Below are 25,036 nucleotides of genomic sequence, written 5' to 3' on the forward strand. Positions count from 1 at the left end.
GGAAGAGAGTTGGCTGGCATGGAAGTGCGCTGCTTCTGGCTCACCCTAAGACTTCACAACTCCCACCAGCAGCCTCAATTTTGCTACGAGCTTGACCCGTGAAAGCTGCCGCTTGCACCTTGAGCGGGACGCCCAATTCTCCATTACCTAAAATCTTCAATGGCCCCTTGACAGCAGTGAGAATACCAGCAGCTTTTAAGGAGGTTAAAGTTACTTCTGTATTGGCAGGCAGGGTGGCTAGCTTCTCTACATTAATCGTAGTGTAAATTTTACGATTAATAATTGGAAAGCCTTTCAACTTAGGTAAGCGACGGTACAGGGGCTGTTGACCACCTTCAAAACCAGGTCGAGTACCGCTACCAGAGCGAGATTTTTGACCACGCATCCCTAGACCAGCACTGGCACCTTGACCGGCAGAAATACCTCTACCTACACGCTTACGGCGTTTTTTTGAGCCTTTTTGAGGCTTAACATCGTTGAGTCTCATGATGTAGTTAGTAATTATTTACACTAATACTTTGCGATCTCGTCTCTACTAGATGTAGAGATTTTCAATGGGAACGCCTCGATCTTCAGCGACTTCGGCAAAGGTACGCAGTGTAGATAGGGCGTTAACCGCAGCTCTTGCATTATTCAGGGGATTATTGGAGCCGAGTTGCTTGGCGAGAATATTACGAACTCCTGCCAATTCCAGTACTGTCCGGACAGCACCCCCGGCAATTACCCCAGTACCTGGTGCGGCTGGTCGCATCATCACCTTAGCGCCACCGCCGGTACCATTAATGGGATGGGGGATGGAGTTTGATTTGGTGATTGGGATATCAATCAGATGTTTTTTACCGTCGGCAACGCCTTTTTTGACGGCACCAATTACATCTGAGGCTTTGCCTACGCCCACACCGACTTGACCACGTTCGTTACCGACGACGACGATGGCCCGGAAGCTGAGTTTTTTACCTCCTTTGACGACCTTACTCACCCGTCGAATTTGGATAACTCGCTCTTGCCAAGTGGTTTCTTCTTTTTTGGCACGCTTTGTTCTACTTTTACGCTCTGTTGCCATAATTAATGCTCTGGTGAAAGTCAGTTGTGAGTCAGTGCGGTCTTGGGGGTCTGCCCCATGAGCGTCTGACGAACCCGAAGGGTCAGTTGTCAGTTGTTTGTGAGTCAGTGCGGTCTTGGGGGTCTGCCCCGTGAGCATCTGACGTGCCGCAACGCGATATCTACGCTAACCCCGTCAGGCGTGCCGTCGGCATCACCCGAAGGATCAGTTGTCAGTTGCTTTCAATTAATGACACATAACTCATAACTCATGACTTTAGAAATCTAAACCAGCCTCGCGTGCTGCATCAGCTAGTGCTTTGATGCGACCATGATAGAGGTTGCCACCACGATCAAATACGACTTTGGTGATGCCTTTTTCTAGCGACCGCGCTGCTATTAGCTTGCCAACTTGTACAGATGCTTCGCGGTTAGAGCCTGAACCTAAACTAGATTTCAACTCTGGTTCGATGGTCGAAGCTGCTACTAAGGTATGGTGCTGAGTATCATCTATTATCTGAGCATAAATATGCTCGTTAGAGCGAAATACAGCTAACCGTGGACGTTCTGAGGAACCACTAACCTTACCACGGACGCGTCGATGGCGACGCTGTTTTGATTCTCTACGAGTAAGTTTCATGTTTATTTCTTACCACTCTTACCAGTCTTACCAGCTTTACGTCTTACCACTTCACCGGCATAGCGAATGCCTTTTCCTTTATAAGGTTCTGGTGGACGAACGGCACGAATTTTTGCTGCTGTGTTGCCTACTATTTCTTTGTCATAGCCGCTGACGATGACGTTAGTGGTACCTTCTACTGCAAACTGAATTCCTTCTGGTGGAGCAATTTGCACTTGATGGCTGTAACCCATATTCAACAATAGGTTACTGCCTTGAAGTTGCGCTCGGTAGCCAACTCCTTGAATTTCCAAACGGCGCTGAAAACCACTGGAGACTCCCTCAACCATGTTGGCAACTAAAGTGCGGCTCAAACCGTGCAGTTGCCTGGAGGTACGGGTTTCATCCCGACGTGTTACCAGCAATGTTTCCCCAGATTGGGAGACTGTGACATTGACAGGCAGATTGCGTGAAAGCTCTCCTTTCGGGCCTTTCACTACAACCTTTGTGCCATCAATCGCTACTTGTACCTTAGCGGGAATAGTAATTGGACGCTTACCAATACGAGACATGAATTTTTGTCCTTTATCCTTTGTCAGTTGTCAGTTGTCAGTTGATTGGATCTGGACTACTGACGATTGACGTACTTGACGACTACCAAATATAGCAAAGTACTTCACCACCCAAGTTCTGACGCCGTGCTTCGCGGTCGGTCATGATCCCACTGGATGTAGAAATAATGGCAATGCCGATGCCACCTAGTACCCTTGGTAATTCTTTTCTATTGGAGTAAACACGCAAACCCGGCTTACTCACCCGCTTTAAAGCGGTGATTAAGGGCTGACGATTCTTACCTTTGTATTTCAGGGAAATCACCAGATTGCGCTTTACCCCTTCTTCTGCTTCTACAAATTCAGCAATAAAGCCTTCGTTCTGCAACACTTTGGCAATATTCCGAGTCATTTTTGTGGCTGGCACTTGTGTAGTTTGATGCCTTGCCAGATTGGCATTGCGGATGCGCGTCAGCATATCTGCAATTGTGTCGTTAGCCGCCATCGTTCCCTCTTTAGATGAACTTATTGATCGCGAAAGGGCATTCCCATTTCTTTAAGTAAGGCGCGGCCCTCTTCGTCGTTTTTCGCTGTGGTAATAATGGAAATATCCATACCACGGATTTGATCGATGCTGTCGTACTCGACTTCTGGAAAAATTAGCTGTTCTCTCACACCCAGAGTATAGTTACCACGACCGTCAAAGCTTTTAGCGCTGACGCCGCGAAAGTCCCGAATTCTGGGTAATGCTAGGCTAACAAGTCGGTCGAGAAAGGCATACATCCGTTCGCCTCTTAGGGTTACCATGATACCAACAGGCATACCTTGACGAATTTTGAAGCCGGCGATCGCCTTTTTTGCCCGCGTTACTACTGGTTTTTGACCAGTGATCAGGGCAATTTCGTTTAAAGACGCTTCTAATGACTTAGCATTTTGAGCCGCTTCCCCCAAACCTCGGTTAACAGTTATTTTCACCACCTTCGGTACTTGATGCACGTTGGTGTATTGAAACTGATTGATCAGTTTGGGGACGATTGTCTCTTGGTATAAGCTTTTGAGTCTTGTTGCCGCCATATTTTTTCGTCCTGATTATCCCTGGGCTTGGTCAGGGAAAGTTTTGTGTCTTTTGTGTTGTGCTATTGACTATTTATCAAGTAGCTCGCCGGTTTTCTTCAGCTTCCGTACTTTCTTGCCTTCTGGGGTGAAAGTGTAACAGATGCGACTAGCGACGTTTTGTTTCGTGGAATAAAGCATCACGTTAGAGCTATGGATGGGGAATTCCTGGGTGACAATCCGCCCTGATTCTCCTTCTTGCTGGGGTTTAACGTGCTTAGTTTTAATATTTACACCTTTGACAAGGACTTTGCTGAGTTGGGGCAGAGCTTTGAGCACTTCTCCAACTTTACCTTTGTCTTTGCCAGCAATTACTTGCACAGTGTCCCCAGTTTTGACGTGCATTTTATAAAAAACTTTGGGTTGCGGCTGTTTTGCCATTACAGCACCTCCGGAGCCAGAGAAACAATTTTGGTAAAGTTTTTGTCACGCAGTTCCCGTGCAACTGGTCCAAAGACCCGTGTACCTCTGGGATTACCATCTTTGTTGATGATTACTGCGGCGTTATCGTCAAAGCGAATACACATGCCGCTATCACGATTTATAGCTTTGCGAGTACGGACAATTACAGCTTCCACGACATCAGACTTTTTTACAGCCATGTTGGGTTGGGCATCTTTGACAACGGCGATAATCTTATCGCCTACGCCGCCATAACGACGGTTACCACCGCCTAAGATGCGGATGCACATTAGTTTGCGGGCACCGCTATTATCTGCGACATTTAGGTAAGTTTGGGGTTGAATCACAATCGGTCTCCCTAAGGTCGTTGTTAACTTTGTAACAACTATTTACGTGGTAGCTTTGGCGTTGAGGATTTCTGTTACTTGCCAGTGCTTAGTTTTACTCAGGGGTCTGGTTTCCTGAATCCGAACGCGATCGCCCACTTTGCACTTATTATCTTCGTCGTGGACTTTATAGCGCTGGGTTTTAACTACAATTTTGCCGTACTTGGGATGGGGAGCTCGGTTTTCGATAGCGACTACCACCGTTTTTTGCATTTTGTCGCTCACTACCAAGCCGACTCGTTCTTTGACTGCCATAATCTCCTACTTTTCTGCTTTAGCCGATACACTTGCTGCCCGTTTGCGTTCTACCTCTACCGTCAGCAATTGGGCTAGGCGATGTCGGGCGTGTTTGAACTGGTGGGGCTTTTCTAGTTGTCTTGTTGCTTTTTGCAAGCGCAACTGAAATAGTTTTCTTTTAACTGCGAGAATTTCCTCAGACAGTTTATCGTCACTTAATTCTCTAGCTTCTGAAATTTTGGGAAGCGGCATAACCTACTCCTGCTCCTGTGGTTGAGAGCGGACAAGAAACTTAGTTTTTATAGGCAGCTTATGTGAAGCCAAACGCATAGCTTCACGGGCTATTTCTTCGGTCACACCACCGATTTCAAATAAAATTCGCCCAGGCTTAACTACGGCTACCCAAAACTCTGGTGAACCCTTACCGGAACCCATCCGAGTTTCTGCGGGACGCATTGTTACAGGTTTATCTGGGAAAATCCGAATCCAGATTTGTCCACCTCTGCGGATATAACGGGTCATTGCCCGACGAGAAGCTTCAATTTGCCGGGAGGTGATCCAAGCTGGCTCTTGAGCTTGGAGTGCAAAATCACCAAAATTGAAGGTGCTACCACGGCTGGCGAGACCCTCCATCCGTCCGCGTTGTTGTTTGCGGAATTTAGTTCTTCTAGGACTTAACATGACTTACTAATTGGTAATCGGTAATTGGGAAAAAGGTAATTGGTAATTGGTAATTAGTTCTTTTATTTCCTATTACCTATTACCCATGACTTATTACCCCTCATTTGAGCGGTCTTCAAATTGCTGGCGACGGCGTTGTTGTTGACGACGACGAGGTTCGCGATCGCGATCTCGATCACGGGTTGTAGGTGGTGGAGGAGTTTCTTCCTGTCCAGGGATAATTTCTCCTTTAAACACCCAAACTTTGATGCCGAGAATGCCATAAACCGTTTTGGCTGTGCAATAAGAGTAGTCAATGTCAGCCCGTAAGGTATGTAGAGGTACTCTACCTTCACGAGTCCACTCTGTCCGGGCAATTTCTGCACCGTTGAGCCGACCACTAACTTGCACTTTAATACCTTGAACACCAGCCCTTTGGGCACGCTGGATTGCTTGCCGTACTACCCGACGGAATGAAACACGGCGTTCCAATTGTTGAGCGATGTATTCTGCAATCAGGTAGGCATCAGCATCAACTCGTTGCACTTCAACTACGTTAATGCGAATTTGGCGATTGCTACCCAAAAGTTCTTGAAGTCCGGTACGCAAAGCTTCGATACCTTGACCACCACGACCTACTACTACACCAGGTCTGGCTGTGCGTACCTCTAGGTCGATTTGGTCAGCTTTGCGCTCAATCCGCACCTCGGAAATCCCGGCGTTATTTGGCGCCAGTCTGCCGAGCTTTTGTTCTATGTATTGACGAAGTTTGTAGTCTTCTTGTAGCAATTCTGGATAACGGTCAGGAACGGCAAACCAACGGGATTGGTGCTCTTGGGTAATACCCAGCCGAAAACCAACTGGATGAATCTTCTGTCCCACAAATGCTTCCTCTAAAATTTCTTACTTTACGCAGTTTTTCGTGTAAGCGTGCTTATTGGGCAGTGGCGTTAGCAGCAACAGCAACAGTGATATGACACGTCGGCTTGCGAATTTGGTAAGCTCGTCCCTGAGCTCTGGGCTGGAACCGCTTCAGAACCGGGCCTTGATCGGCGTATGCCTGGGTAATCACCAAATCAGTTCGATCTAGCCCAGCATTATGCTCGGCATTGGCAGCGGCACTTCTGAGAACCTTTAATACTGGTTCACAAGCTCTATAGGGCATGAATTCTAGGATGATTAACGCTTCTCTGTATGATCGTCCCCGAATTTGATCGAGGACACGGCGTACTTTGTAGGGAGAGATGCGGATATAACGCGCGATCGCTTTTGCTTCAGTAGTATCAGTAGCCATAATTTTCTCCATTTGTCAATAGTCATTAGTCAATAGTCATTAGTTTAAGGACTAAGGACTAAGAGCTATTGACTATCTGCCTGCTTTTTTGTCACTTTTTCCATGACCCCTGTAGGTACGAGTTGGGGCAAATTCCCCCAGCTTATGCCCTACCATTTGCTCATTTACAAAAACTGGAACGTGTTGGCGACCATTGTGAACCGCTATGGTATGACCTACCATCAGGGGCAAAATTGTCGAAGCTCTCGACCAAGTTTTAATAACTTGCTTTTCGTTTTTAGCGTTCAGCTTTTCAATCTTACTGAGCAGATGATCAGCGACGAAAGGACCTTTTTTTAGAGAACGACCCATAGTTAGATTTTGGATTTTGGATTTTGGTGATGCAGCGCGGTCTTGGGCGTCTCCCCAATGAGCGACTGCGGAACCCGGAGGAATTTTGGATTTAGAATTTCGGATTTTGGATAATTAGGCTTCTGCTCAGAATTCACAAATTTTGAATGCTTAAAAGTAGACCCGATCTAAAATCCAAAATTTCAAATTCTAGGACTGACGACCGCCACGACCACGTTTAGAAGATTTGCGGCGACGACGCACAATCAATTTGCTGCTGAGTTTCTTCCGGTTCCGTGTCTTAGCACCCAAGGTAGGTTTACCCCAAGGTGTCACAGGTCCTGGTCTACCGATAGGCGCCCTACCTTCACCACCGCCATGTGGGTGGTCAACCGGGTTCATGACGCTACCTCTGACCTTAGGACGGCGACCCTTCCAACGGTTTCGCCCTGCTTTACCTGCACTCAGGTTTCTGGCATCGGTGTTGCCTACTTGTCCGATGGTGGCGTAGCATTCACGCCGAATCAAGCGAACTTCTCCCGAAGGCAACTTGAGAGTTACATAATTACCTTCTTTTGCCACTACTTGGGCTGTAGCACCAGCAGCACGCACGATTTGACCGCCTTTACCAGGAGTCATTTCTACGTTGTGAACGCTAGTACCCAAGGGTATGTTGGAGAGGGGCAAAGCATTGCCATCCTCAAAGGGTGCATCAGAGCCAGCAATCACGGTTTTCCCCACAGTCAACCCGTTGGGTTGGAGGATATAGCGTTTTTCGCCATCTGCATAAAGCAACAGGGCAATCCGCGCGTTCCGGTTGGGATCGTATTCAATTGCTGTAACTGTAGCCGGAATATTCCGCTTATCTCTTTTAAAGTCAATAATGCGGTAAAGCTGTTTGTGTCCGCCACCCCGGCGACGGCTGGTTATCCGCCCTTGATTATTCCGACCTTTGGGACGATGTACCGATTCAGTTAGTGATTTTTCTGGCTCGGATTTCGTGATTTCCGCAAAGTCGGAGATTGTAACTTGGCGAGTACTGGGGGTATAAGGGCGATAAGAACGAGTACCCATAAACGATTTTTGATTTCAGATTTTGGATTTTGGATTATCCGCTGGTCTACTGTTAATTTCAGATTTTGGATTTTGGATTAAATCTAAAAACTAAAATCTAAAATTTTAGACTTCTGGGAATAGAACCTGTCTAATCTTTTCTTCGTCCCCAGGTGCGACGGTGACAATAGCTCGCTTGTATTGGGGCTTGAAACCAACGAATTTACCAACGCGCCGTTTTTTACGCGGTGGCATATGAGTATTAACTTTGACAACCTTGACCTGAAACAAGTCTTCAATTGCTGCCCTAATTTGCAGCTTGGTTGCTTTGGGAATTACTTCAAAAGTGTATTTATTTTCTTCCATCTGGATGGTCGCCTTCTCGGTGACAATGGGGCGACGCACTAAATCGGCAAGGTCACGGGGGTCAAACTTAGCCACTGTAGACCTCCTGAATTTTTTCTAGGGCTGATGCTGTAACTACAACCTTGTCAGCGTGGAGTAAATCGTAAACATTTAGCTGGTCAGCGGCAATTAGCTTTAAGTTCTCAATATTGCGGGCTGATAAACGGATGTTTTCGGCAATTTCCGGCAAAATTAACAGCGCCTTAATTTCCGGTGCTGCTCCCCAACGAGCCAATGCTGCTACCAATTCCTTGGTTTTGGGGCGTTGTAGCTCGGCGCTAAATTCTTCTACCACTATCAAGTCTTCAATGCGACTAACTAAGGCTGTCCGCAGTGCTAAACGCCGCTCTTTGCGATTCAACTTTAGGTCAAAATCTCTGGGTTTGGGACCAAAAATTACACCGCCACCACGCCAGAGGGGTGAACGAATAGAACCTGCACGAGCACGACCAGTACCTTTTTGTCTCCAAGGTTTGCGACCGCCACCTCTGACTTCAGAGCGAGTTTTTGTACTTGCGGTTCCTTGGCGAGCATTGTTCAATTGTCTGACTAATGCCCTATGTACAATATGAGATGCCGTTTCTGGTTTGGCAACTCGCAACTCGAAGGTCGTCTCTCCGACTTGCTCTCCTTGCCAATTTTTAATTACACTCTCAACCATTTTGCTATTTGTCCTTTGTTAGTTGTCAGTTGTCAGTTGTCAGTTGTGAGTCAGTGCGGTCTTGGGGTTCTCCCTCATGAGCAACTGACTTTCCCCGAAGGATTCAGTGGTCAGTACTCCTGAGTTTTGCTGCTGACGCTGACAGCTAACAGCTATTTTGCTCTACCTACTAGGGTTGCAGGCACGATACTTACTAGAGCACCTGGTTTGCCAGGAATTGCTCCCTTAATTAGCAATAAGTTGCGTTCTGCGTCTACTCGTACCACAGTTAGCTTGCTAATTGTCACGCGTTTACCGCCCAAACGCCCTGCCATCCGCTTACCTGGATAGACACGACCTGGTGTAGTACCGGCACCGATGGAACCTGGCGCTCTGTGGTTTTTGGAACCATGTGACATGGGTCCGCGACCAAAGTTGTTACGCTTTTGGTTGCCTGCAAAACCACGCCCGATGCTTGTGCCGACTACATCGACAATTTGACCTGCACTAAAAATATCTGCTTTAATCGCTTGACCTAATGCGTAGTCGCTGGAGCTATCGGTGCGATATTCGTTTAAGTGACGCAATGCTGGGGCAGATGATTTTGCCAAATGTCCTAGCAGGGGTCTGTTTAGTGCCTTTGGTTTGACTTCGCCATAACCAACTTGGATGGCGGAGTAACCGTCGGTTTGTTTCGTTTTAACTTGTGTGACAGTGCATGGCCCGGCTTGAATAATCGTGACAGGAATAGCTCTTCCTGCCTCGTCAAAGATTTGAGTCATGCCCAGCTTGGTGCCGAGAATACCTACAGACACAGTAACTGGTTCTCCTTTCTAGTTGCTGACCTTGGAATCGGATTTTAGAGGACACACTTTTTCAGCGTCAGCTGAGGGTGGACGAGCCTCTGGCATTTGTACTAGCTGATACTAGTTCAAATTCTTTGTGACGCAACAAACCGTGTCCCTACTGTTTGGTGAATCTGTCTACTTTCACTCTCTTGGTCACCAGAACAGCCATCGGTGTCTTCCCAATCATTGGGAAGGAATTACTTCTGGAATCAATGCAAGGCGCTACTGCTTTACGCTTTGTGCAGCAATGCTTTCGTCCAAGCAATTACTCTGGCACTCTGGAGGTTGTAGTTGGACTTAAGCGGCTGATTTCCGCTCAGTATCCTTTTCCTGAGGCTGATGCAATGCGATTAAACCAACATTGCTGCTCATTTTCTACTTCACTAATTACTTTAAACTATTGTTTAAGGTTTTGCCTGTTTTTTTTTCAGGGGCTTCAGGTGTGAATGTAGTCTGGATCTGAGGTTTAACTGTGGTTTTTTGTCCGCCAGACCCTCAATTGACCGGAAAGCTTTTTTAGTTTACCAGTCTCTTACCCATCTCAGCCAGCTAATTCCTTGAGGAATCGATATCATCAGCCCTTGATGCTAACACTAGCTTAGAATGCGAATAAGAGGGTACTCTATTTTTACTGTTTGGTCACGATCTCAAAATATAAATCATTTCTTTACTTTTGTCCAGTATTTTGCCAGGAATTTTTGGCTTGGGGTAAGGGAGCAAGACGTAAGTTCGGTCTTCAAAACCATTTTGCTTAAATTATGTCACTTAATCTAACTTAATCTCTTGGCAAACGGTAAATAATAGAGATATCTAAGTGGAATAAGACGAAAATCTATGGCACTACTTACCACTGGCAATGCTTTAATTCGGGATCTGGAAAAATTTGGTGCTCTTGGGGTATATGTTCCTCTGGAAGGGGGTTATGAAGGTCGATATCGCCGCCGACTACGTGCGGCTGGCTATGCTAACCTCCATATTACAGCGAGGGGATTGGGCGATGTGGCTGCTTATCTGACAAGAGTTCATGGTGTCAGACCGCCGCATCTTGGTAAAAAAAGTACTGGTAGTGGTGCGGCTGTGGGTGAGGTATACTATCTACCCCCGATTCTCAGTTATCAGCTAGAACAGTTACCACCCAAGTCTAAGGGGTTGGTATTGTGGATTATTGAAGGGCATATTCTTTCCAATCAGGAAGTTGAGTATTTAGCGACTTTGCCCGGTTTAGAACCACGGGTGAAGGTTGTAATTGAGCGGGGTGGCGATCGCGCTTTCCGTTGGACGCCTCTGGAAAAAACACTGTTAGCAGCTTAAAAACCAAAAGGGCGGGGAAACCCCGCCCCTACGTTTTTTTGTTGCGTGCGATCGCTATTAGGGGTTTAATTTTGAGTAATTTAGAGTTGACAAAAGTAGGTAAGTTATGCTCCAAGCTTTACCAAAACCAGTAACTTTTGCAGATTTTGTAGAGTGGAAGCCAGAAGAGAAGCGTTATGAACTGCATAATGGGGTAATTGTCGAAGTGAATCAGCCTATAGGAGAACATGAAGATATTAAAGGGTTTTTGATTGTCGAGTTAGGTTTTGAATGTAAACGATTAAATCTCCCTTACGGCATACCTAATCAAGTCCTAGTCAAGCCGCCTGAGGGTGAATCATGCTATTTACCAGATGTAGTGGTACTAAATCGCTCTAATTTAGTAAATGAGCCGTTATGGAAAAAAGAATCTACTGTTACTCAAGGTGCATCAATTCCATTAGTAATAGAAGTTGTTAGTACTAACTGGCGAATTGATTATTTAACGAAAGCTAGGGATTATGAAGAGATTGGTATTCAAGAATATTGGATTGTTGATTATTTAGCTTTGGGTGGGACTCCCTACATAGGGAATCCGAAGCAACCAACTATTTCTATTTACGAATTGATTGATGGTGAGTATCAGGTTAGCCGATTTAGAAGTGATGAGCGGATAGTTTCACCATCTTTCCCGGAGTTGAATTTGACTGTGGAACAGATTTTTCAAGCTGGTAGTATTTTGGGTTAGCGATCGCAAAAAGACTCTGATAGCAGTTTAGTCCGCCCAGAAATGAATTTCAGGGCTAATAGCTAAAGTCTACTGAAGTAGACTAAAAATTTTCCCGAATATATTAGTCATCTAGAGATGACTTTTTTTATTAGCAAAGAAGCAGGGTGAAGTTGTGTTGTATGAGCTTGTGGATCGCAAAACAGTGTTTATGTATCGCCATCTGATGCTTCTGTTTGCTGCTGCAATGCTTGTCGAATAGATGACAATAACTCAGGATTGCTCTCTAGTCTTTGCAGCAGCGTCAACGTTACTTCTGTATTAAACGCGGTAAGTTCTGCTTGTTGTGCAAGAGCTTGTAGAATCCTAAACAATGTTTGCTGATTGCAATGCAGAAGAGTTTGGATATGTAAGCTTTTTACAGTGAGTAATGCGTTTTGGGTATTTTGGTGTTGACTGCCTAAAGTTTTTTGATATATTGTTAACGCTTGGTTAGATAATTTTTCAGCTTCTGTGTACTTGCCTTGAGAACGGTAAAATTCTGCTAAGTTGTTGAAAGTTGTGGCGATCTGGGAATGTTCCTCTCCTATAAGCTGAATGTCTATTTCTAAAGCTTTGAAAAAAAAATTTTCAGCTTCTGTGTATCTATTTTGAGAATAGTAAAGTGATGCCAAGTTGTGGAAACTGGTAGCGACATTAGGATGTTCTTCTCCCAGCACCCTTTGCCATAGTTTCAAAGCCTTGCGATAATGATCTTCAGCTTCTGTGTACTTGCCTTGGGAATAGTAGAGTAAGCCCAAGTTGTTGAAAGTGATAGCGACATTAGGATGCTCTTGTCCCAGTAGCCTTTGCCTGAGTTCTAAAGCTTTGAGTAAAAGATGTTTAGCTTCTGTGTACTTTCTTTGGGAAATGTAGAGATTAGCTAAGTTGTTGAAAATGGTGGCGACATAAAGATTCTCATCTCCTAGCTGCCTTTGACAAAGTTCCAAAGCTGTGAAAAAAAGAGGTTCGGCTTCTGTGTACCTTTCTTGGCAATTGTAGAGTTCTGCCAAGTTATTGGAAATGGTGGCGACATAAAGATTTTCATCTCCTAGCTGCCTTTGATATAGTTCTAAAGCTTTGAGAAAAAGAGGTTCAGCTTCCTTATACCTGCCTTGGGATTTGTGGAGTAAAGCCAAGTTGTTGAAACTGGTGGCGACATAAGAATGCTCTTCTCCTAAGCGGGATTTTACTACTGATACAGATTGCTCACGCCAAGATTCTGCAAGCTTATACAATCCTTGTGCTTCATAAAATGTCCCTAAACCAACAAAAGGCGAAATTAAATTCTCATCGCTGATAGCAGCAGTCATATTTTGCGCTACTTCTGCTAAATGGGGAATAGCATTTTTCACTGATTTAATAAACTCTTGGGTTGGTGCTTTGGGTATTTGTTTAGCAATGTCTACAAAAACATCTGCAAAAGCCTGTTTCCATTCTTCTGCTTGCGGTGATGCTGTGAGTTTGGTTTGCAGAAATTCCCGAATTAAGGGGTGAATTTTATAGCCATCTGCGGTATCTTCAACAAACTGAATTAAATGGCGTTCATAAAGTTTGTCATTCGCGGTTTCTACATCAGCAGTATTCCAGTTGAGTAAATTAGTTGCAGATTCTACCCATTGCCAAGCAAAGATATGTGGTGCAAACAAGCTTAATAACTCAGCAATACTCTGTGTCATGGGTTCGAGTTCTTGCCAACTTAACTCAAATGCGGCTTTTAGTCCTCGTTGTGCTGTACTCAGAGTTTTGTGCAATTCCGGGTTGACGGCTTCATCTTCTAGTCGCTGTGCTTTTAGCCGTTGCAACATTTTGGCTAATGTCCAATGGGGAGGTTTTTTTGCTAAATACCGCCCGACTAACTCTAAACCTAAAGGCAGATATCCCAACCAATCACACAATTGTTTTGCTGTTTCTAGTTCCTTTTGTACCCGCTTTTCACCGGCTATGGCTGTGAACAACTGCAAAGCTTCAGCCGGTGACAACACATCTAGCGGTATTTCCTGAATATTGGCGTCTAGGTTCCGCAATCTGGTTGTCATTAAGAGGCGGAAACGGTTGGTTTTGGGGAGGAAATCTCGACAATACTCTAAGTCTGTTACATCATCTAAAACGACCAATACCAGCCCTTCTGGGGGTTGCCAGTGCTGCCAACACCATTCTACTTGTTCTGTGAGATTGAGGGGGTTTCCCTGCCAATTTTGCTGGGGTATTTCTAGGTTGAGGTGGAGTTGGGTAAACTGGATGATTGCTGCTGCTAAGTTCGCTTCTCTGGCTGTTAACCAGCAGATTCCACCAGGATAATCAGCTTGATGAGTTTTTGCGTATCGGGTTGCTAGTTCGGTTTTGCCAACTCCACCCATACCAGCAACGGCGGAAATGGCTACCGCTTGGGGGTTTTGCAATTTTTCATGGAGTTGGGTTAGTTCGTGTTCTCGTCCGACAAAGTTGGCGGAGCCGGAATATAGAATGTTATTCGGGGGATTTGACTTTACCCGTTCCCGTTCGGGCGACTGTAGTCAATTAAAGGTGATGGGGGAATTATTGAATGTGTTGATTCCGCCCTTGATATTGATCCCTTTCCAATTTTCAATTACGGTTGTTAGCTGCTTTTCTAGTTCGGGATTCTGGTTTACAGTTTGTCCTAGAGCTTCTACTGCTGCTTGAATATCTGGGTCTGTGGCTGCTGCTTTTTTCACTTCTTCGACTAAGACGGCTTCGCCAATATCTTCTCGTTCGGCTGCTGCTGTTAAGGCTTTTGCTGTGTCTGGTGATTTCTGCTTCAAGAGTTGCATTACTCGTTCTGAAGCTGTATCAAAGGCTTTGTCTGTTGACCAGTCGAGGATTTTACCTCCTAGCCAAATTGTAAAGGCGATCGCACCAGCGGTTAATGGCTCCATTTCACACCTCTTTTGACAGCATTCAGAATATTTACTTAGTATCGCATTGTTTTTGGTGACTGTCTTGTTAGACAAGAGACAACATAGTGGTTCTCGTTTGGATGCAAGACAGCTGGGGACACAGCATTGCTGTGTCCCCTACGAATGGTGTGTATTGCAAACGGTAGCAAAGGCCGAAGGGGTGAGACAAAAAAATCAACTTGGACTTGTGGAGACAGTGCGATCGCTATTCCTAGTAATATCAGCACGATATACTAAGAAAAAGAAAGCGGGTAATTGCTCTCCAAACTCGGCATACTAAAGGAGGGAGAGAAGTTGAGACCACTCCCTACCAATTCGGCGCGAAGGTGAATAAGCAAAAATGAGACGTAAATCAACTGGTAGATCGACTACTACTTCTAAACCCTCTGTTTTACAATCCCCAATATTTAACTTCACCACGATCGCAATTTTGGGAGGGGTGTTAATTCTAGGAATTGGTATTGGCATTGCTTTTAGTTCTACAACCACGTTATCTCCATCAAATGTGGCTTCCCGTGAATTTATTGACACCAAAGCCCCAAACCCTGACCTTTGCGTACAGTATGGTGCCAGCGCTATGGTAATGGATGCCAGACTGTTCGTGACTCTCAACCCGTTTAATGTCTATGTTGCTCAACCGAGTATGCGTCCTGGATGCGTTCTGCGTCAAAATAACTGGGCACTTTTAGAACAGAAAAAGCTGATAACTTCTGATCAGGTAAGAGAATGTAAGAATCGTCTGAATACCTTTGGGTTTACGGGTAATTTGGACAGTGAAAAACCTGATATTCGATGCATATATCAGAATGAATCTGCTCAAAATTTCTTTTTATCGCAACCTGGTGCTGTCGGTACGCCGCAGGATACGGATAGATTCTAGTTTTGGTTTTGGGGTAATGGCGATCTAGATCAAAGCAGCAGCGCCCCGCCCCATCGCTTTTTTCCGATGAACCATTACAAATAAGCGATCGCTTATTTGCTTTTGGGAAGCGGTTGACCAAACTCAATCACTTTGATCTCAGGTACATTGGCTGGATAGTTACCGGAATTAGGAGCATTAGGCACATAATTGGGGACTGTAACGCGATTAAGATTACCCGATTGATTGGGGAAAGTAGCTGGAGGCAGAGTAGTGTCGGGTAGTTGAGAGGAGTTGTTAGGAGTTAAGGGCGGTACAGTGACAAAGGGTTGCTGTTGGTAGTTATATGGGGTTGGGGATAAGTTATTTGGTGAAGAAGTGCTATTGTTGGCAATGACAGAGCTTAATACCCAGCGAGTGGGGTTTTGTCGGGAAACAGGTTGCAGTTGCACCTGATTTTGATCTAAAACAGTCCCTGGTGCTAAATCCAAAACAATGCGAGTAACGCTGGCGTTTAACTGGGAAACTCGAACGCTTTGGATAGCTCCAGAATAATTTTGTTGAGCGAGAACACGTCCCAATTTAGTATTTGGTATATCGACAACAAGACGCGGGGGTTGAGCAAGGTAAAAGTAGCTGGGAGTGCTACCTGCCGAGAGGGTAATTTCTAGTTGCAGTTTATTTGGGTTAAAGCGCCAATTATCTAGGGTGGATGCGGGTGCGGCAATACTGCTGCTTGTTTCAAAGGTAATCGCAGCGTACAAACTCAATAAGGTAATGCCAAATATCTGCTGGTATGAGGGGAAACATTGCCTATTTTTAAGTAACTGATTCATTTTTTAATTTCTGATGTAAGTAATAGGTAATAGGTAATGGGTAATGGGTAATGGGTAATGGGTAATAGTAAAACCCTCCCCAATGCCCAATACCCATTTTCAAGGGCTGTTTGACTTCGGAGATGCTTGCTTATCTGTTTGTGGTACAGCGGTAAATTCCAGAGGTTTGGAAATGCCATTAACAGTTAATTGACCGAGAATACTACCTTTATCTACCAGTGGTATTTGAATTGTGACTGAGTCAGTCGGCTCTTGTTGAGATTGAGGGTTGTTACAAAGGATGGATTTGTCAACATTGCCAGATAAGCTTAACTGCCGATCGTGCAGAAGTCCTGAAAGGGGAAGCTTTTGCTCAGTATCTGCGTTGGTGTTTGCTGGTAATAAAGAAGCATTCAAGTAAATACCCGATTGTTGAATGTTTAAGGTTAGGGTGTTGGATTTCTCACAGTTCGGCAAATTTTCCGCTAGTGTCAGAAGGTAGCGGCTGTTAATTGAGGGAGCAGTCTTGAGATTACTTTCGCCATAGGCGGTGACAGTTTTAAATAAGATAAGAACTGAACTGATCGCTACTCCATAAAAAGCTAAGGATTTGAAATTGAAATGAGTCATTTTTTTACCTATCTGAGGGCTGGACTTTGAGGGTTAACTTCAGAAAGTACAGAAGCAAGATGAGAGGTAACTTGACTGTAGCGGCGGGTAATTAGTAGTGAAGAGCGACATTGGATGGCGAGTTGATCTGTGTATCGTCCCAGGGTTTGACGCTCAATACCCCAAGCGCGGCTGGTACCTGCAATAGTCAGGTCAACCGTTTCTGAAGCAGTGACTACGGCTTGAATTGGCTCTGGGGCTTCAATCGTCTTGATCTCAATGCGATCGCTTACACTAGTCGGCAATTGCCCCATCATCGTGTGCAGTTCATAACTCAATTCGTCTTTCACTTGATTTTCAGAAACCACCCGTAAAATCTGCAACATACAAGTATCACGATTGAGCAGCAGTCTCAGAGCCAGTATCAGTGCCAAATCATCATGAGTATTTGCAGAGTAGGGAACCAACAAGTTTTCTAATCGCTCTCCTCCTCTGTCAACAAACACCGCCACATCTACTGGTGCAGTAGAGAGAATTTGACCGACTCTTCCACCTAAGCGATTAGTACTAAAAGCTGGGCGATGCCATCCCACTAAAATTAAATCAGCTTGCTCATTTTTGGCTATCTGTGCTGTTTCCCTAGCGACATTGCTCGATATCCCGACGATAGGATGCAGATGAGAGCGTATTGTCGGTGGTTCTAGAGTATTAATCACTTCTTCAAGCTGTTGCTGACGCTGGGTAATTAATCGGTCAACCTCAATAGGGGTACTCTCAAAGCCATAGTCTTCTTCAAATTCAATCAGACTGAGGGGATTAACAATGGTGGGTTGTCGGTAATTGAGAGAGATAGCTACTGCCAACTGTAGCAACCCTTTTTGCGTACTAGGATTAGCCACTGGTACCAAAATCCGGTAGGGACGAACGTAAGATTCACCAGCAGTGACCTCTGTAACCGTTTCTGCTTCTGAATCTGGTTCTACTACATCTAACCTGATCAGCTTTTTCGGATATGTCCATTCCAACAGTGGTGAAGTCATAAATGTGGTGACTAATGCCATGATCACCAGCATGGTAAATAGTAGGGGTGAAATTACTCCTAACTCCAAACCGATATTGAGTACGATCAACTCAGTCAAACCACGAGTATTCATTAACCAACCGAGTGCAGAGGCTTCCCGTTTATTAACGCCACCAACACGTGCTGCTACATAAGTACCAATATACTTGCCTGCGATCGCCACTCCTAACACCAATCCACACAACAGCCATAACTCAGGACGGTTCAGCAAGCCGATTTGCGTCCGCAATCCACTGTAGGCAAAGAATATTGGTAGCAAAAATATCAGGACAAAATCTTCGGTTTTGATCGCCAATTCCCGGACTAAATCTGCGTTCTTGGGCATAGCTGCGCCCAGTAAAAATGCCCCAAAAATCAGGTGAATGCCGATTAGTTCGGTGATTAAGGCAGAAGCAACCACTGCCATATAAATCCCAGCCAGAACAAATTGACTCAAGCGTCCAGTGCGGCGATGGTAAGTAGCAAGACGTTTGAGGAACCAGCGCCCTACGGTGAACATAAAGCCGATGTAGAGCAAGCTTGCAAGTATGGTGAGGACAGCTTGTTGATCGATGCTACCATTGCGAGCTACGGCGATCGCTATTGCTAACAAACACCAAGCCGTGACATCATCTACTGCTGCACAGGTTAACGCCAATGTTCCTAAGCGTGTCCCTTGCAAATTATTTTCCGTAATAATTCGTGCTAGCACGGGAAAAGCTGTAATCGACATCGCCGCCCCCAAAAATAGGGCAAAGGCGGTAAACGAGACAGTACCGTTGGAAACCAGAGGATAAAGCACTACTGCTAGCAGTGTTCCTAAGGAAAAGGGCACTAAAATACTGACATGAGAAGTCAAAATTGCTATTTCTAACTGCCCACCGAGATACTTTGGATTTAGTTCTAGCCCAATGAGGAACATGAAAAATATCAGTCCCACCTGAGACAAAACATTGAGATAAGGAATAGTTTCTGGTGGAAACAGGGTAACTGCTGCATGGGGGGCAATCAAACCAAATAGAGAAGGGCCGAGCATAATCCCGGCAACAATCTCACCAATTACCAATGGTTGCTTAATTGAGCGGAATGCCAGCCCTACTAGGCGTGACAGTCCAATCACAATCAGCACCTCAACCAGGACAAGAATAACTATGTGCATGATTTCCTCTAAAGCGACTACCCAGGTTATTTAAGATGATCCTTTAAATAACTGGAAAATATTAAGTTTATTAAACACACCCTAGGTTCGTTCGCACTCAGTTGTGATGTTAATTATTGTTAGTACCAAGATCAACCGTAAAAGATTAATTATTATGAATTTAATAGCTAACGGTAAAACAAATCAGGAATTAGCAATATCAAGCAATATTCAGGTAAACAGACCATAATTCTGATATTTTAGATTTGTAGTAGTGCCGCTTAAACAATACTACTACAAGGTAATTTTTAACAAAAACAAAACTCTAAGTATATTGATCTGCTAAAGCCCTACGTAATGAGTATCAAGCAGGTGATTGACAACTCAAGCCTCTGATTAAATTTGCTTAAACAGATGATTTTACATAGCTTGTACCTTGCAACAATAAGGCAACTAGCGGTGAAGCCATGAGTGTAGTAATGATAGCCATAATAACCATAATCGTGAATAAAGTTGGGGTGATTATGCCTTGCTCAAGACCAATATTGAGGATGATTAACTCCATTAAACCGCGAGCATTCATCAGAGCGCCAATAGTTGCAGATTCACGCCAATTTTCACCCGCCAATTTTGCTGCTAACATACAAGCGATACCTTTACCGAGAATAGCGATCGCTATAATTAAGATAGTAATTCCCCACAAAGTTGGTGTGTTGACTAATCCAATTTGAGTGTTAAGACCAGAAAACACAAAAAATATTGGTAGTAAAAATGCAGTAGTCAAATACTCAGTGCGTTCCTGTATTTGTTGGGCAAATTCACCCCGTGGCATCGCTGTACCCAAAATAAACGCACCAAACACTGCATAGATGCCCATTGCATCGGTAAACCAAGAACCTAACATCAAAACAATCAATACTAAAGTCAGGGTTTGAACCGTTACACCACCGTCACGGTTTGTCATCCGAGTAAAAATGGTAAATACCGGACGCCCGACAAAAATTGACAATAGCACATAGCCGATACCACCACCGATAGCAAAGATGGCAATACTGAGGTTCGCTTTCAGACTAGCTAGAACAATAGCCAGTAAACACCATGCAGTAGCATCATCCATCGAACCCGCAGCTAATGCCAAAGTTCCGAAGCTGGTTTTGGCAATACCACGCTCATACAGCATTCGGGCTAACATGGGAAAAGCAGTAATCGACATAGAAGCGCCTAGATATAAAGCCGCTGCCCAAGGAGTTACGCCAGGTTTGAACAGTTCAGCTTTGCCATACAATAAAAAAGCTGCTGCTGCACCTAAAGTAAATGGTGCAAGTATTCCCGCACCAGAAATCAAACCTGCACTTTTGATGCGCTGCTTAATCAAATCGGTATTAAATTCTAAGCCAATCAAGAACATATAAATTACTAACCCAATCTGACTGATGGCAAAGAGAATTGACATTGAGGGGTTAGGAATCTTTGCTCCCGTTGCCAGCAAGATTGGTGCATTGGGAAATATCCATTGCTGCAAGTCTGGGGCGATTAAGCCAAACAATGATGGACCCAACATGACACCGACGATCATTTCGCAAACTACGTCAGTTTGCTCAAAATAGCGCCGCCCGACAATAGTTATTAGCCGACAAACTACCAAAATGATAGTTAGTTGTAGTAATAGCTTCAGTACTAACTCAAAATTCGACATTTGAATTTCCCTATGCAGAAATAGCGAGATTTAGAAGTAAAGTATAAAGCTAAGTTTAATTAACTGTAGATTAGGTTAATACAGTGTAATGCACTCTAGGATGCTAGAATTTACTTTATAAATCATTTTTCCAGAAAGTAAACATAGCAATATTCAGTCAAGAGGAGAAAAAAATAATCAAAAATAGCTAAAATTGTAGAATTACAAAAAAAAATAAATCAGAATAATTTACTAGATAAAAATCCCTAAACACAAATTAGTGTTTGAAAATTTTTATTATTTCAATTAAGACTAATATATTGACCATAAATATAGTAATTAATTATATATTAATTTGTGAAAAAGCTTTATTTATGGAGCTTGTTAAAGTCATAAAAATGACATCATTTTTGACGCCTATCTCTTGCCGAAAATGATATCAGCCAGCATTACTATTGAGTTTACAGTTTTAGTTATTATAACCACTCACCACCCCGGAAGCGCCAACGGGGAAATATAATTCGCATGAGGCTTTGTGAAGTAATAAAAACTGTTAGCCAAACGACGCTGTAGTGCAGTATAAAAGCGTCTAGTGAGACTTCATCTTTGGGTAATGGTATTGGTAAAAAGCCAAAAAGTTTGACGCCACAAAAGACAAATACTAATTCCCAAATACCAGCTAAGAGTTGATAAGCTGCGGGCCAGTCTCTATCCCAGCGAAATTTTTGCAGATAGTCATAAAGCGTATCCCAGCCTAAACCAAAAATGGCGATATAGGCAAGTATCCAAAAATAAACTGAGTTAGCAGCAGGGCCAATCAAACCAGTTGCAAAAGGTAAAGATACTAATACACCGACAGTTGCAAGTAGTAATAATCGAGTTTGCCAACGACCAAATAAAGTTGGAGTCATGGAAGTGCATCCTTAAATACCAGGAGCGGAATTAGAGTTTTTATCAAGGGGTTTTCAAGCGAATTTACAACCACCTATATTTAAAAATCCATCAGCATTGTGACATTTTCCGTAAGGCTGGGCAATACATAAAAATTGGTGATTAAAAGAGTATGGATTCTGACTCAGCACTATGGCTTTAGCTGGTAATCAAATTTTGCATGGTAAGTGGAGATAGCTTGCCAATTGATCACGTCTTCTAACAACGCTTGATAGCCTAGGGTATTGGGGTGGAGACCATCTTCGCTCAAGTGTTTGTGCCGCCAAGCTTGACCGCGTTCCATCCATTGATCGAAAATATCCAGATAGGGTATCTGCCTTTTATGGCAAGCAATTCGAGTTGCTTCTTTGTAGCGGTACTGATCAGCATGATTGAAGTGGAAGCAATCTAGAAAAGGCATTTTGGCTTCATCTACAGGTACCATGCCGACAAATAGCACGGGGCAGAGTTGCTGTGCTTGTTCTAGTAGAGAAGCGATTTCTGATTCAAACACAGCAAAATCGGTGTAGTTTCTGCCATCAGCACGAGCTAACCGGGCTGAATCATTAACGCCAACTGACAAAATAATCAAGTCGGGGACGCGGTTTCGCAGTTCGCCCCGATGGCGAAATTCAACTTCTAGCCTTTGGGCGACTTGCTGGGTGCGATCGCCCCGCACACCCAAATTATAGAGTACATGACCAGCACTATCCGGTAGCATCCACCACCGCCGCAATTGCTCAACCCAGCCTCCCTTTTCCGGGTCGCCAAATCCATACACTAAGCTATCTCCCAGAGCGATAATCTTCAAAGGCTGACATTGGTTTGGTGGGGTAGACAGCTGCATTGAGGAAGAAGCTAAAAATGTTTGCATTTGATAAAGACTATATTTTATATCTTTACAAGATTCTATACATTTCTATACCATTAATGCGTATCTTTATGTTTTTCTTAAGTAGCTATTTTTTGTGGCGATTAATTACACTAATTAATATTTTTAAGTTAAATTACTTAAGTTTTGGCGAATGGTATATTTAAATTAAGTTCAATTTTATACTTTAAAATTAGTATGATTGCAGTTGGGTAGTAGGTAAGATTTTTATCCGACATTCGGCAGGTGCGATGTCCAAAGAGGCGTGCTGGAAGCATCGCCAAACGTCGGACTTTGAAACAAGCATAAATTTTGTCAAACGTCAGTCCAATAAGGGTTTCAGGCAGTATAGCCGAATTTTGTCCAGAGCAAAATCCCTCCTTGGATTCATGAAAAATTAGATAAATTTTTCCAAGAATCAAGGGGTCAATTCGTCATTGCCCCAAAATTCATCCCAAGCTGCACTATGCCGACCGCATGCTACGCGAACGTGTCATAGGTGAGGCTTCTGTTGGTTTTAGCTAAATTTTCCCGAATTACACCAAAATCGCCATTCCAGAGGCAGGTAAATCAATCCTCACAGATGCCCGACCATCATTGTGATGTTGTACGGGTACAGTTTGGTTTTCCGGTGGATAACGTAACTCTGTATCATTCCAATCACTTTTATATAAAAAAGTCATTGTTGAGCCGTTTGGATGTATGGAAGAATCCACTGTCACCTCTGCACCCCGGTTTTCTAAACCATGAGTGTTCAACACCATCAAAACTTCTGTGTCAAATAAAATCTGTGACCAAGCAACCAATTCTCCTTGTCCGGGAATCGAGAATGGGTAGTTACAAAAGGATGTTTCGCGCAAATAGTGATGTCCACGGCGCAGGGCTTTGCCAATTTTATCGTGATTGTTGCGTAGGCGTGCGATCGCAGAAATCCGCAAATAGGTAGGATGGTCTGGATTGAAAAAATGACAGCCTGCTGTTTGAAATGCGCCAAAAGCACCACCGAACATGGCCTCTCTGATGTATCTATCTTCAGCAAAACGACCACCTTCTACGTTGTAGTCGTGATCAGCTTCATTGCCATCAAAAGCCTGTTCCGTTCCATAATATATAGCAGGAATTCCCGGCATAGTTAATTGCACACCGACAACATGGGCAACCTGTTGGTAGAGGTTAGGGACATCGCTGTGGGCGGCAAACCGCTGCTTGGTGGGGTGGTAGACCATATCATGATCATCCAAAACGGAGATATGATACAGCCCTATTTGCCGATATTGGCCTGCAAGATTATTTTCGCCATACAAATCGAAAAACTTTTTGGGATGTACTAATCCCTTCGCCATTGCCGCCAATTCATTAGGGGCTTGCATAATGTCTAGTCTAGCGCTAAGGTTACGGCCAATAACGTCAATGTATGCGCCAGCCATACTATCGGCAGTTATCTCTCCTGTGAGTAAAAAGTTATCCTTACTGATGGATTGGGCGTATTCGCGAATTGCAGTACAGAATTTACGGGAATGTTCGGGAGAAACATATTTGACTGCATCTATCCGAAAGCCATCACAGTCAGAGAGAGCAATCCAATACTGATAAACTTTTGCTAGAGCCGCAATTACTTCATTGTTGTCTAGGTTCAGGTCTTTGAGATCGTAGAAGTCACCACGCCGAAATTTTGCATAGGGACTGAGAGGATCTTCCCAATATGAAAAGTCCCAAGTGGCAATTTCTCCAGAACGGGTGTACCAGTTGAGATTTTGAAATTCCTCTGGCCAAACGCCATTGTCAAGGCTGGTGATTTCAGGGATACTTTCGCCTTGGCTAGAACACCAACCATGAACGGGATAGGGAGGCGATTCGCGGTAAGGCATGGTGTTTCTGGGACTACCATCGTTTTCATCTTTGTAGAACCAGTTATTACCACTACGGTTGTAGATTACATCCAAGATGACATACATCAGGCGATCGTGGGCAGCATCGATCAAATCTCTTAAATCTTGGCGAGTCCCAAAGCGGGGGTCAATATCCAAAAAGTTTTGAATACCGTAGCCGTGGTAGGTTTCTAGTTCAGGACGTTGTCGCCAAGGTGGGTTAATCAACAGCGTTGTTACGCCTAGGCGTTGCAAGTAGTCTAATTTATTCTTAATTCCCCTGAGAGTGCCACCGACAAACTTTGTACCTGCTGCCATCCAGTCTGCTTTGTGTTTAACCTTGTATCTTAAAGGGTTGGTGGGGTCAAAAAGTTCCCGTTCAGCTTCATTATCATCACTAAATCTATCTGGTATTAGCTGGTACAAAAATTGGTCTCGCCAACTAACAGGACTCAGTTGAACCCTCCCGCGCGGTTTTAGGTCGGCTTCGGAGAGTTTTCGGGGTGCAAATTCTTCAACTTTAGCCATGAGGACTTACACATTGATAAAAAACTAGAATCAGCACTATCAATTTTTGAAGAAACTAATTCCTGTTTTCATGAATCCCCAGAGGGATTTAGATGGACAGACAAGGCTTGCATGCCTGTCCTACGGGATG

Annotated in this window: 30 protein-coding genes; 3 read left to right on the forward strand and 27 right to left on the reverse strand. The window is 44.1% G+C overall.

The genetic code is table 11. The features are described 5' to 3' along the window. Positions 1-40: 40 nt before the first annotated feature. From rplO to rplC, 18 genes are all read right to left on the reverse strand, one after another. Positions 41-487, reverse strand: coding sequence for a 50S ribosomal protein L15 (gene rplO / locus CYLST_RS14415; RefSeq protein ID WP_015208455.1), 447 nt, complete (start codon positions 485-487; stop codon positions 41-43). Positions 488-535: 48 nt separating this feature from the next. Further along, on the reverse strand, positions 536-1,063 hold the full coding sequence (gene rpsE / locus CYLST_RS14420; RefSeq protein ID WP_041233659.1) for a 30S ribosomal protein S5: 528 nt from the start codon (positions 1,061-1,063) through the stop codon (positions 536-538). 255 nt (positions 1,064-1,318) lie between these two features. Beyond that, positions 1,319-1,681, reverse strand: a complete 363-nt coding sequence (rplR, locus tag CYLST_RS14425) for a 50S ribosomal protein L18 (protein WP_015208457.1) — start codon at positions 1,679-1,681, stop codon at positions 1,319-1,321. A gap of 2 nt (positions 1,682-1,683) precedes the next feature. Next, positions 1,684-2,232, reverse strand: a complete 549-nt coding sequence (gene rplF / locus CYLST_RS14430; protein WP_015208458.1) for a 50S ribosomal protein L6 — start codon at positions 2,230-2,232, stop codon at positions 1,684-1,686. Between the two features lie 82 nt (positions 2,233-2,314). Then, positions 2,315-2,716 carry a 30S ribosomal protein S8 gene (rpsH, locus tag CYLST_RS14435; RefSeq protein WP_015208459.1) on the reverse strand — a complete coding sequence of 134 codons (402 nt, stop codon included), beginning with the start codon at positions 2,714-2,716 and terminating at the stop codon, positions 2,315-2,317. Between the two features lie 20 nt (positions 2,717-2,736). Beyond that, positions 2,737-3,285 carry a 50S ribosomal protein L5 gene (gene rplE / locus CYLST_RS14440; RefSeq protein WP_015208460.1) on the reverse strand — a complete coding sequence of 183 codons (549 nt, stop codon included), beginning with the start codon at positions 3,283-3,285 and terminating at the stop codon, positions 2,737-2,739. A gap of 69 nt (positions 3,286-3,354) precedes the next feature. After that, positions 3,355-3,705 (reverse strand): 50S ribosomal protein L24, encoded by a 351-nt coding sequence (gene rplX, locus CYLST_RS14445; protein WP_015208461.1) that lies wholly within the window; start codon positions 3,703-3,705, stop codon positions 3,355-3,357. Continuing rightward, on the reverse strand, positions 3,705-4,073 hold the full coding sequence (rplN, locus tag CYLST_RS14450) for a 50S ribosomal protein L14 (RefSeq protein WP_015208462.1): 369 nt from the start codon (positions 4,071-4,073) through the stop codon (positions 3,705-3,707). Before rplN ends, rplX begins: the two co-directional genes overlap by 1 nt. A gap of 42 nt (positions 4,074-4,115) precedes the next feature. Next, positions 4,116-4,367 (reverse strand): 30S ribosomal protein S17, encoded by a 252-nt coding sequence (rpsQ, locus tag CYLST_RS14455; protein WP_015208463.1) that lies wholly within the window; start codon positions 4,365-4,367, stop codon positions 4,116-4,118. Between the two features lie 6 nt (positions 4,368-4,373). Beyond that, complete coding sequence (gene rpmC / locus CYLST_RS14460; RefSeq protein WP_015208464.1) at positions 4,374-4,601, reverse strand: 50S ribosomal protein L29; 228 nt, start codon at positions 4,599-4,601, stop codon at positions 4,374-4,376. A gap of 3 nt (positions 4,602-4,604) precedes the next feature. Further along, positions 4,605-5,030 (reverse strand): 50S ribosomal protein L16, encoded by a 426-nt coding sequence (gene rplP / locus CYLST_RS14465; protein WP_015208465.1) that lies wholly within the window; start codon positions 5,028-5,030, stop codon positions 4,605-4,607. A 93-nt stretch (positions 5,031-5,123) separates the two neighbouring features. Beyond that, positions 5,124-5,891: a 30S ribosomal protein S3 gene (gene rpsC, locus CYLST_RS14470; protein ID WP_015208466.1), complete on the reverse strand. Its 768-nt coding sequence runs from the start codon at positions 5,889-5,891 to the stop codon at positions 5,124-5,126. A 52-nt stretch (positions 5,892-5,943) separates the two neighbouring features. Next, positions 5,944-6,303 carry a 50S ribosomal protein L22 gene (rplV, locus tag CYLST_RS14475; protein WP_015208467.1) on the reverse strand — a complete coding sequence of 120 codons (360 nt, stop codon included), beginning with the start codon at positions 6,301-6,303 and terminating at the stop codon, positions 5,944-5,946. A 72-nt stretch (positions 6,304-6,375) separates the two neighbouring features. After that, the gene (gene rpsS / locus CYLST_RS14480) at positions 6,376-6,654 is read right to left on the reverse strand and encodes a 30S ribosomal protein S19 (protein WP_015208468.1); all 279 of its coding nucleotides are present in this window, start codon (positions 6,652-6,654) and stop codon (positions 6,376-6,378) included. 189 nt (positions 6,655-6,843) lie between these two features. After that, the gene (gene rplB / locus CYLST_RS14485) at positions 6,844-7,707 is read right to left on the reverse strand and encodes a 50S ribosomal protein L2 (RefSeq protein WP_015208469.1); all 864 of its coding nucleotides are present in this window, start codon (positions 7,705-7,707) and stop codon (positions 6,844-6,846) included. A gap of 105 nt (positions 7,708-7,812) precedes the next feature. Next, the gene (locus CYLST_RS14490; RefSeq protein ID WP_015208470.1) at positions 7,813-8,127 is read right to left on the reverse strand and encodes a 50S ribosomal protein L23; all 315 of its coding nucleotides are present in this window, start codon (positions 8,125-8,127) and stop codon (positions 7,813-7,815) included. Further along, positions 8,120-8,752 (reverse strand): 50S ribosomal protein L4, encoded by a 633-nt coding sequence (gene rplD / locus CYLST_RS14495; RefSeq protein WP_015208471.1) that lies wholly within the window; start codon positions 8,750-8,752, stop codon positions 8,120-8,122. Before rplD ends, CYLST_RS14490 begins: the two co-directional genes overlap by 8 nt. 152 nt (positions 8,753-8,904) lie before the next feature. Then, positions 8,905-9,546 (reverse strand): 50S ribosomal protein L3, encoded by a 642-nt coding sequence (gene rplC / locus CYLST_RS14500; RefSeq protein WP_015208472.1) that lies wholly within the window; start codon positions 9,544-9,546, stop codon positions 8,905-8,907. A gap of 867 nt (positions 9,547-10,413) precedes the next feature. On the opposite strand from rplC, the gene ndhN reads away from it, so the two are divergent. Both ndhN and CYLST_RS14515 read left to right on the forward strand, forming a co-directional pair. After that, entirely contained in the window at positions 10,414-10,890 is a 477-nt protein-coding gene (gene ndhN / locus CYLST_RS14510; protein WP_015208473.1) for an NAD(P)H-quinone oxidoreductase subunit N, read from the forward strand. Between the two features lie 106 nt (positions 10,891-10,996). Continuing rightward, complete coding sequence (locus CYLST_RS14515; RefSeq protein ID WP_015208474.1) at positions 10,997-11,617, forward strand: Uma2 family endonuclease; 621 nt, start codon at positions 10,997-10,999, stop codon at positions 11,615-11,617. Positions 11,618-11,805: 188 nt separating this feature from the next. On the opposite strand, the gene CYLST_RS14520 is transcribed toward CYLST_RS14515, so the two are convergent. Together CYLST_RS14520 and CYLST_RS14525 are read right to left on the reverse strand one after the other, a co-directional pair. Continuing rightward, positions 11,806-14,103 carry a tetratricopeptide repeat protein gene (locus tag CYLST_RS14520; protein ID WP_157162702.1) on the reverse strand — a complete coding sequence of 766 codons (2,298 nt, stop codon included), beginning with the start codon at positions 14,101-14,103 and terminating at the stop codon, positions 11,806-11,808. Between the two features lie 48 nt (positions 14,104-14,151). Beyond that, positions 14,152-14,532 (reverse strand): hypothetical protein, encoded by a 381-nt coding sequence (locus tag CYLST_RS14525; RefSeq protein ID WP_015208476.1) that lies wholly within the window; start codon positions 14,530-14,532, stop codon positions 14,152-14,154. A gap of 361 nt (positions 14,533-14,893) precedes the next feature. Between CYLST_RS14525 and CYLST_RS14530 the strand changes: the two genes are divergently transcribed. Continuing rightward, positions 14,894-15,433 (forward strand): DUF3172 domain-containing protein, encoded by a 540-nt coding sequence (locus CYLST_RS14530; protein WP_015208477.1) that lies wholly within the window; start codon positions 14,894-14,896, stop codon positions 15,431-15,433. A gap of 92 nt (positions 15,434-15,525) precedes the next feature. Here CYLST_RS14530 and CYLST_RS14535 read toward each other — a convergent pair whose 3' ends face one another. The 7 genes from CYLST_RS14535 to CYLST_RS14565 form a co-directional block, all read right to left on the reverse strand. Further along, positions 15,526-16,248, reverse strand: coding sequence for an AMIN domain-containing protein (locus CYLST_RS14535; RefSeq protein ID WP_015208478.1), 723 nt, complete (start codon positions 16,246-16,248; stop codon positions 15,526-15,528). Positions 16,249-16,347: 99 nt separating this feature from the next. After that, entirely contained in the window at positions 16,348-16,857 is a 510-nt protein-coding gene (locus tag CYLST_RS14540; RefSeq protein WP_015208479.1) for a hypothetical protein, read from the reverse strand. 8 nt (positions 16,858-16,865) lie between these two features. Continuing rightward, on the reverse strand, positions 16,866-19,055 hold the full coding sequence (locus CYLST_RS14545) for a cation:proton antiporter (RefSeq protein WP_015208480.1): 2,190 nt from the start codon (positions 19,053-19,055) through the stop codon (positions 16,866-16,868). A gap of 385 nt (positions 19,056-19,440) precedes the next feature. Further along, a complete protein-coding gene (locus CYLST_RS14550; RefSeq protein ID WP_015208481.1) occupies positions 19,441-20,730 on the reverse strand; it encodes a cation:proton antiporter domain-containing protein in 1,290 nt (429 codons plus the stop codon). A gap of 455 nt (positions 20,731-21,185) precedes the next feature. Beyond that, positions 21,186-21,620 (reverse strand): hypothetical protein, encoded by a 435-nt coding sequence (locus CYLST_RS14555; protein WP_015208482.1) that lies wholly within the window; start codon positions 21,618-21,620, stop codon positions 21,186-21,188. 170 nt (positions 21,621-21,790) lie between these two features. Then, positions 21,791-22,513: a GDSL-type esterase/lipase family protein gene (locus tag CYLST_RS14560; RefSeq protein WP_015208483.1), complete on the reverse strand. Its 723-nt coding sequence runs from the start codon at positions 22,511-22,513 to the stop codon at positions 21,791-21,793. 533 nt (positions 22,514-23,046) lie between these two features. Then, complete coding sequence (locus CYLST_RS14565) at positions 23,047-24,906, reverse strand: alpha-amylase family glycosyl hydrolase (protein WP_015208484.1); 1,860 nt, start codon at positions 24,904-24,906, stop codon at positions 23,047-23,049. Positions 24,907-25,036 lie beyond the last annotated feature (130 nt).

The organism is Cylindrospermum stagnale PCC 7417 (assembly GCF_000317535.1).
Taxonomy (GTDB): domain Bacteria; phylum Cyanobacteriota; class Cyanobacteriia; order Cyanobacteriales; family Nostocaceae; genus Cylindrospermum; species Cylindrospermum stagnale.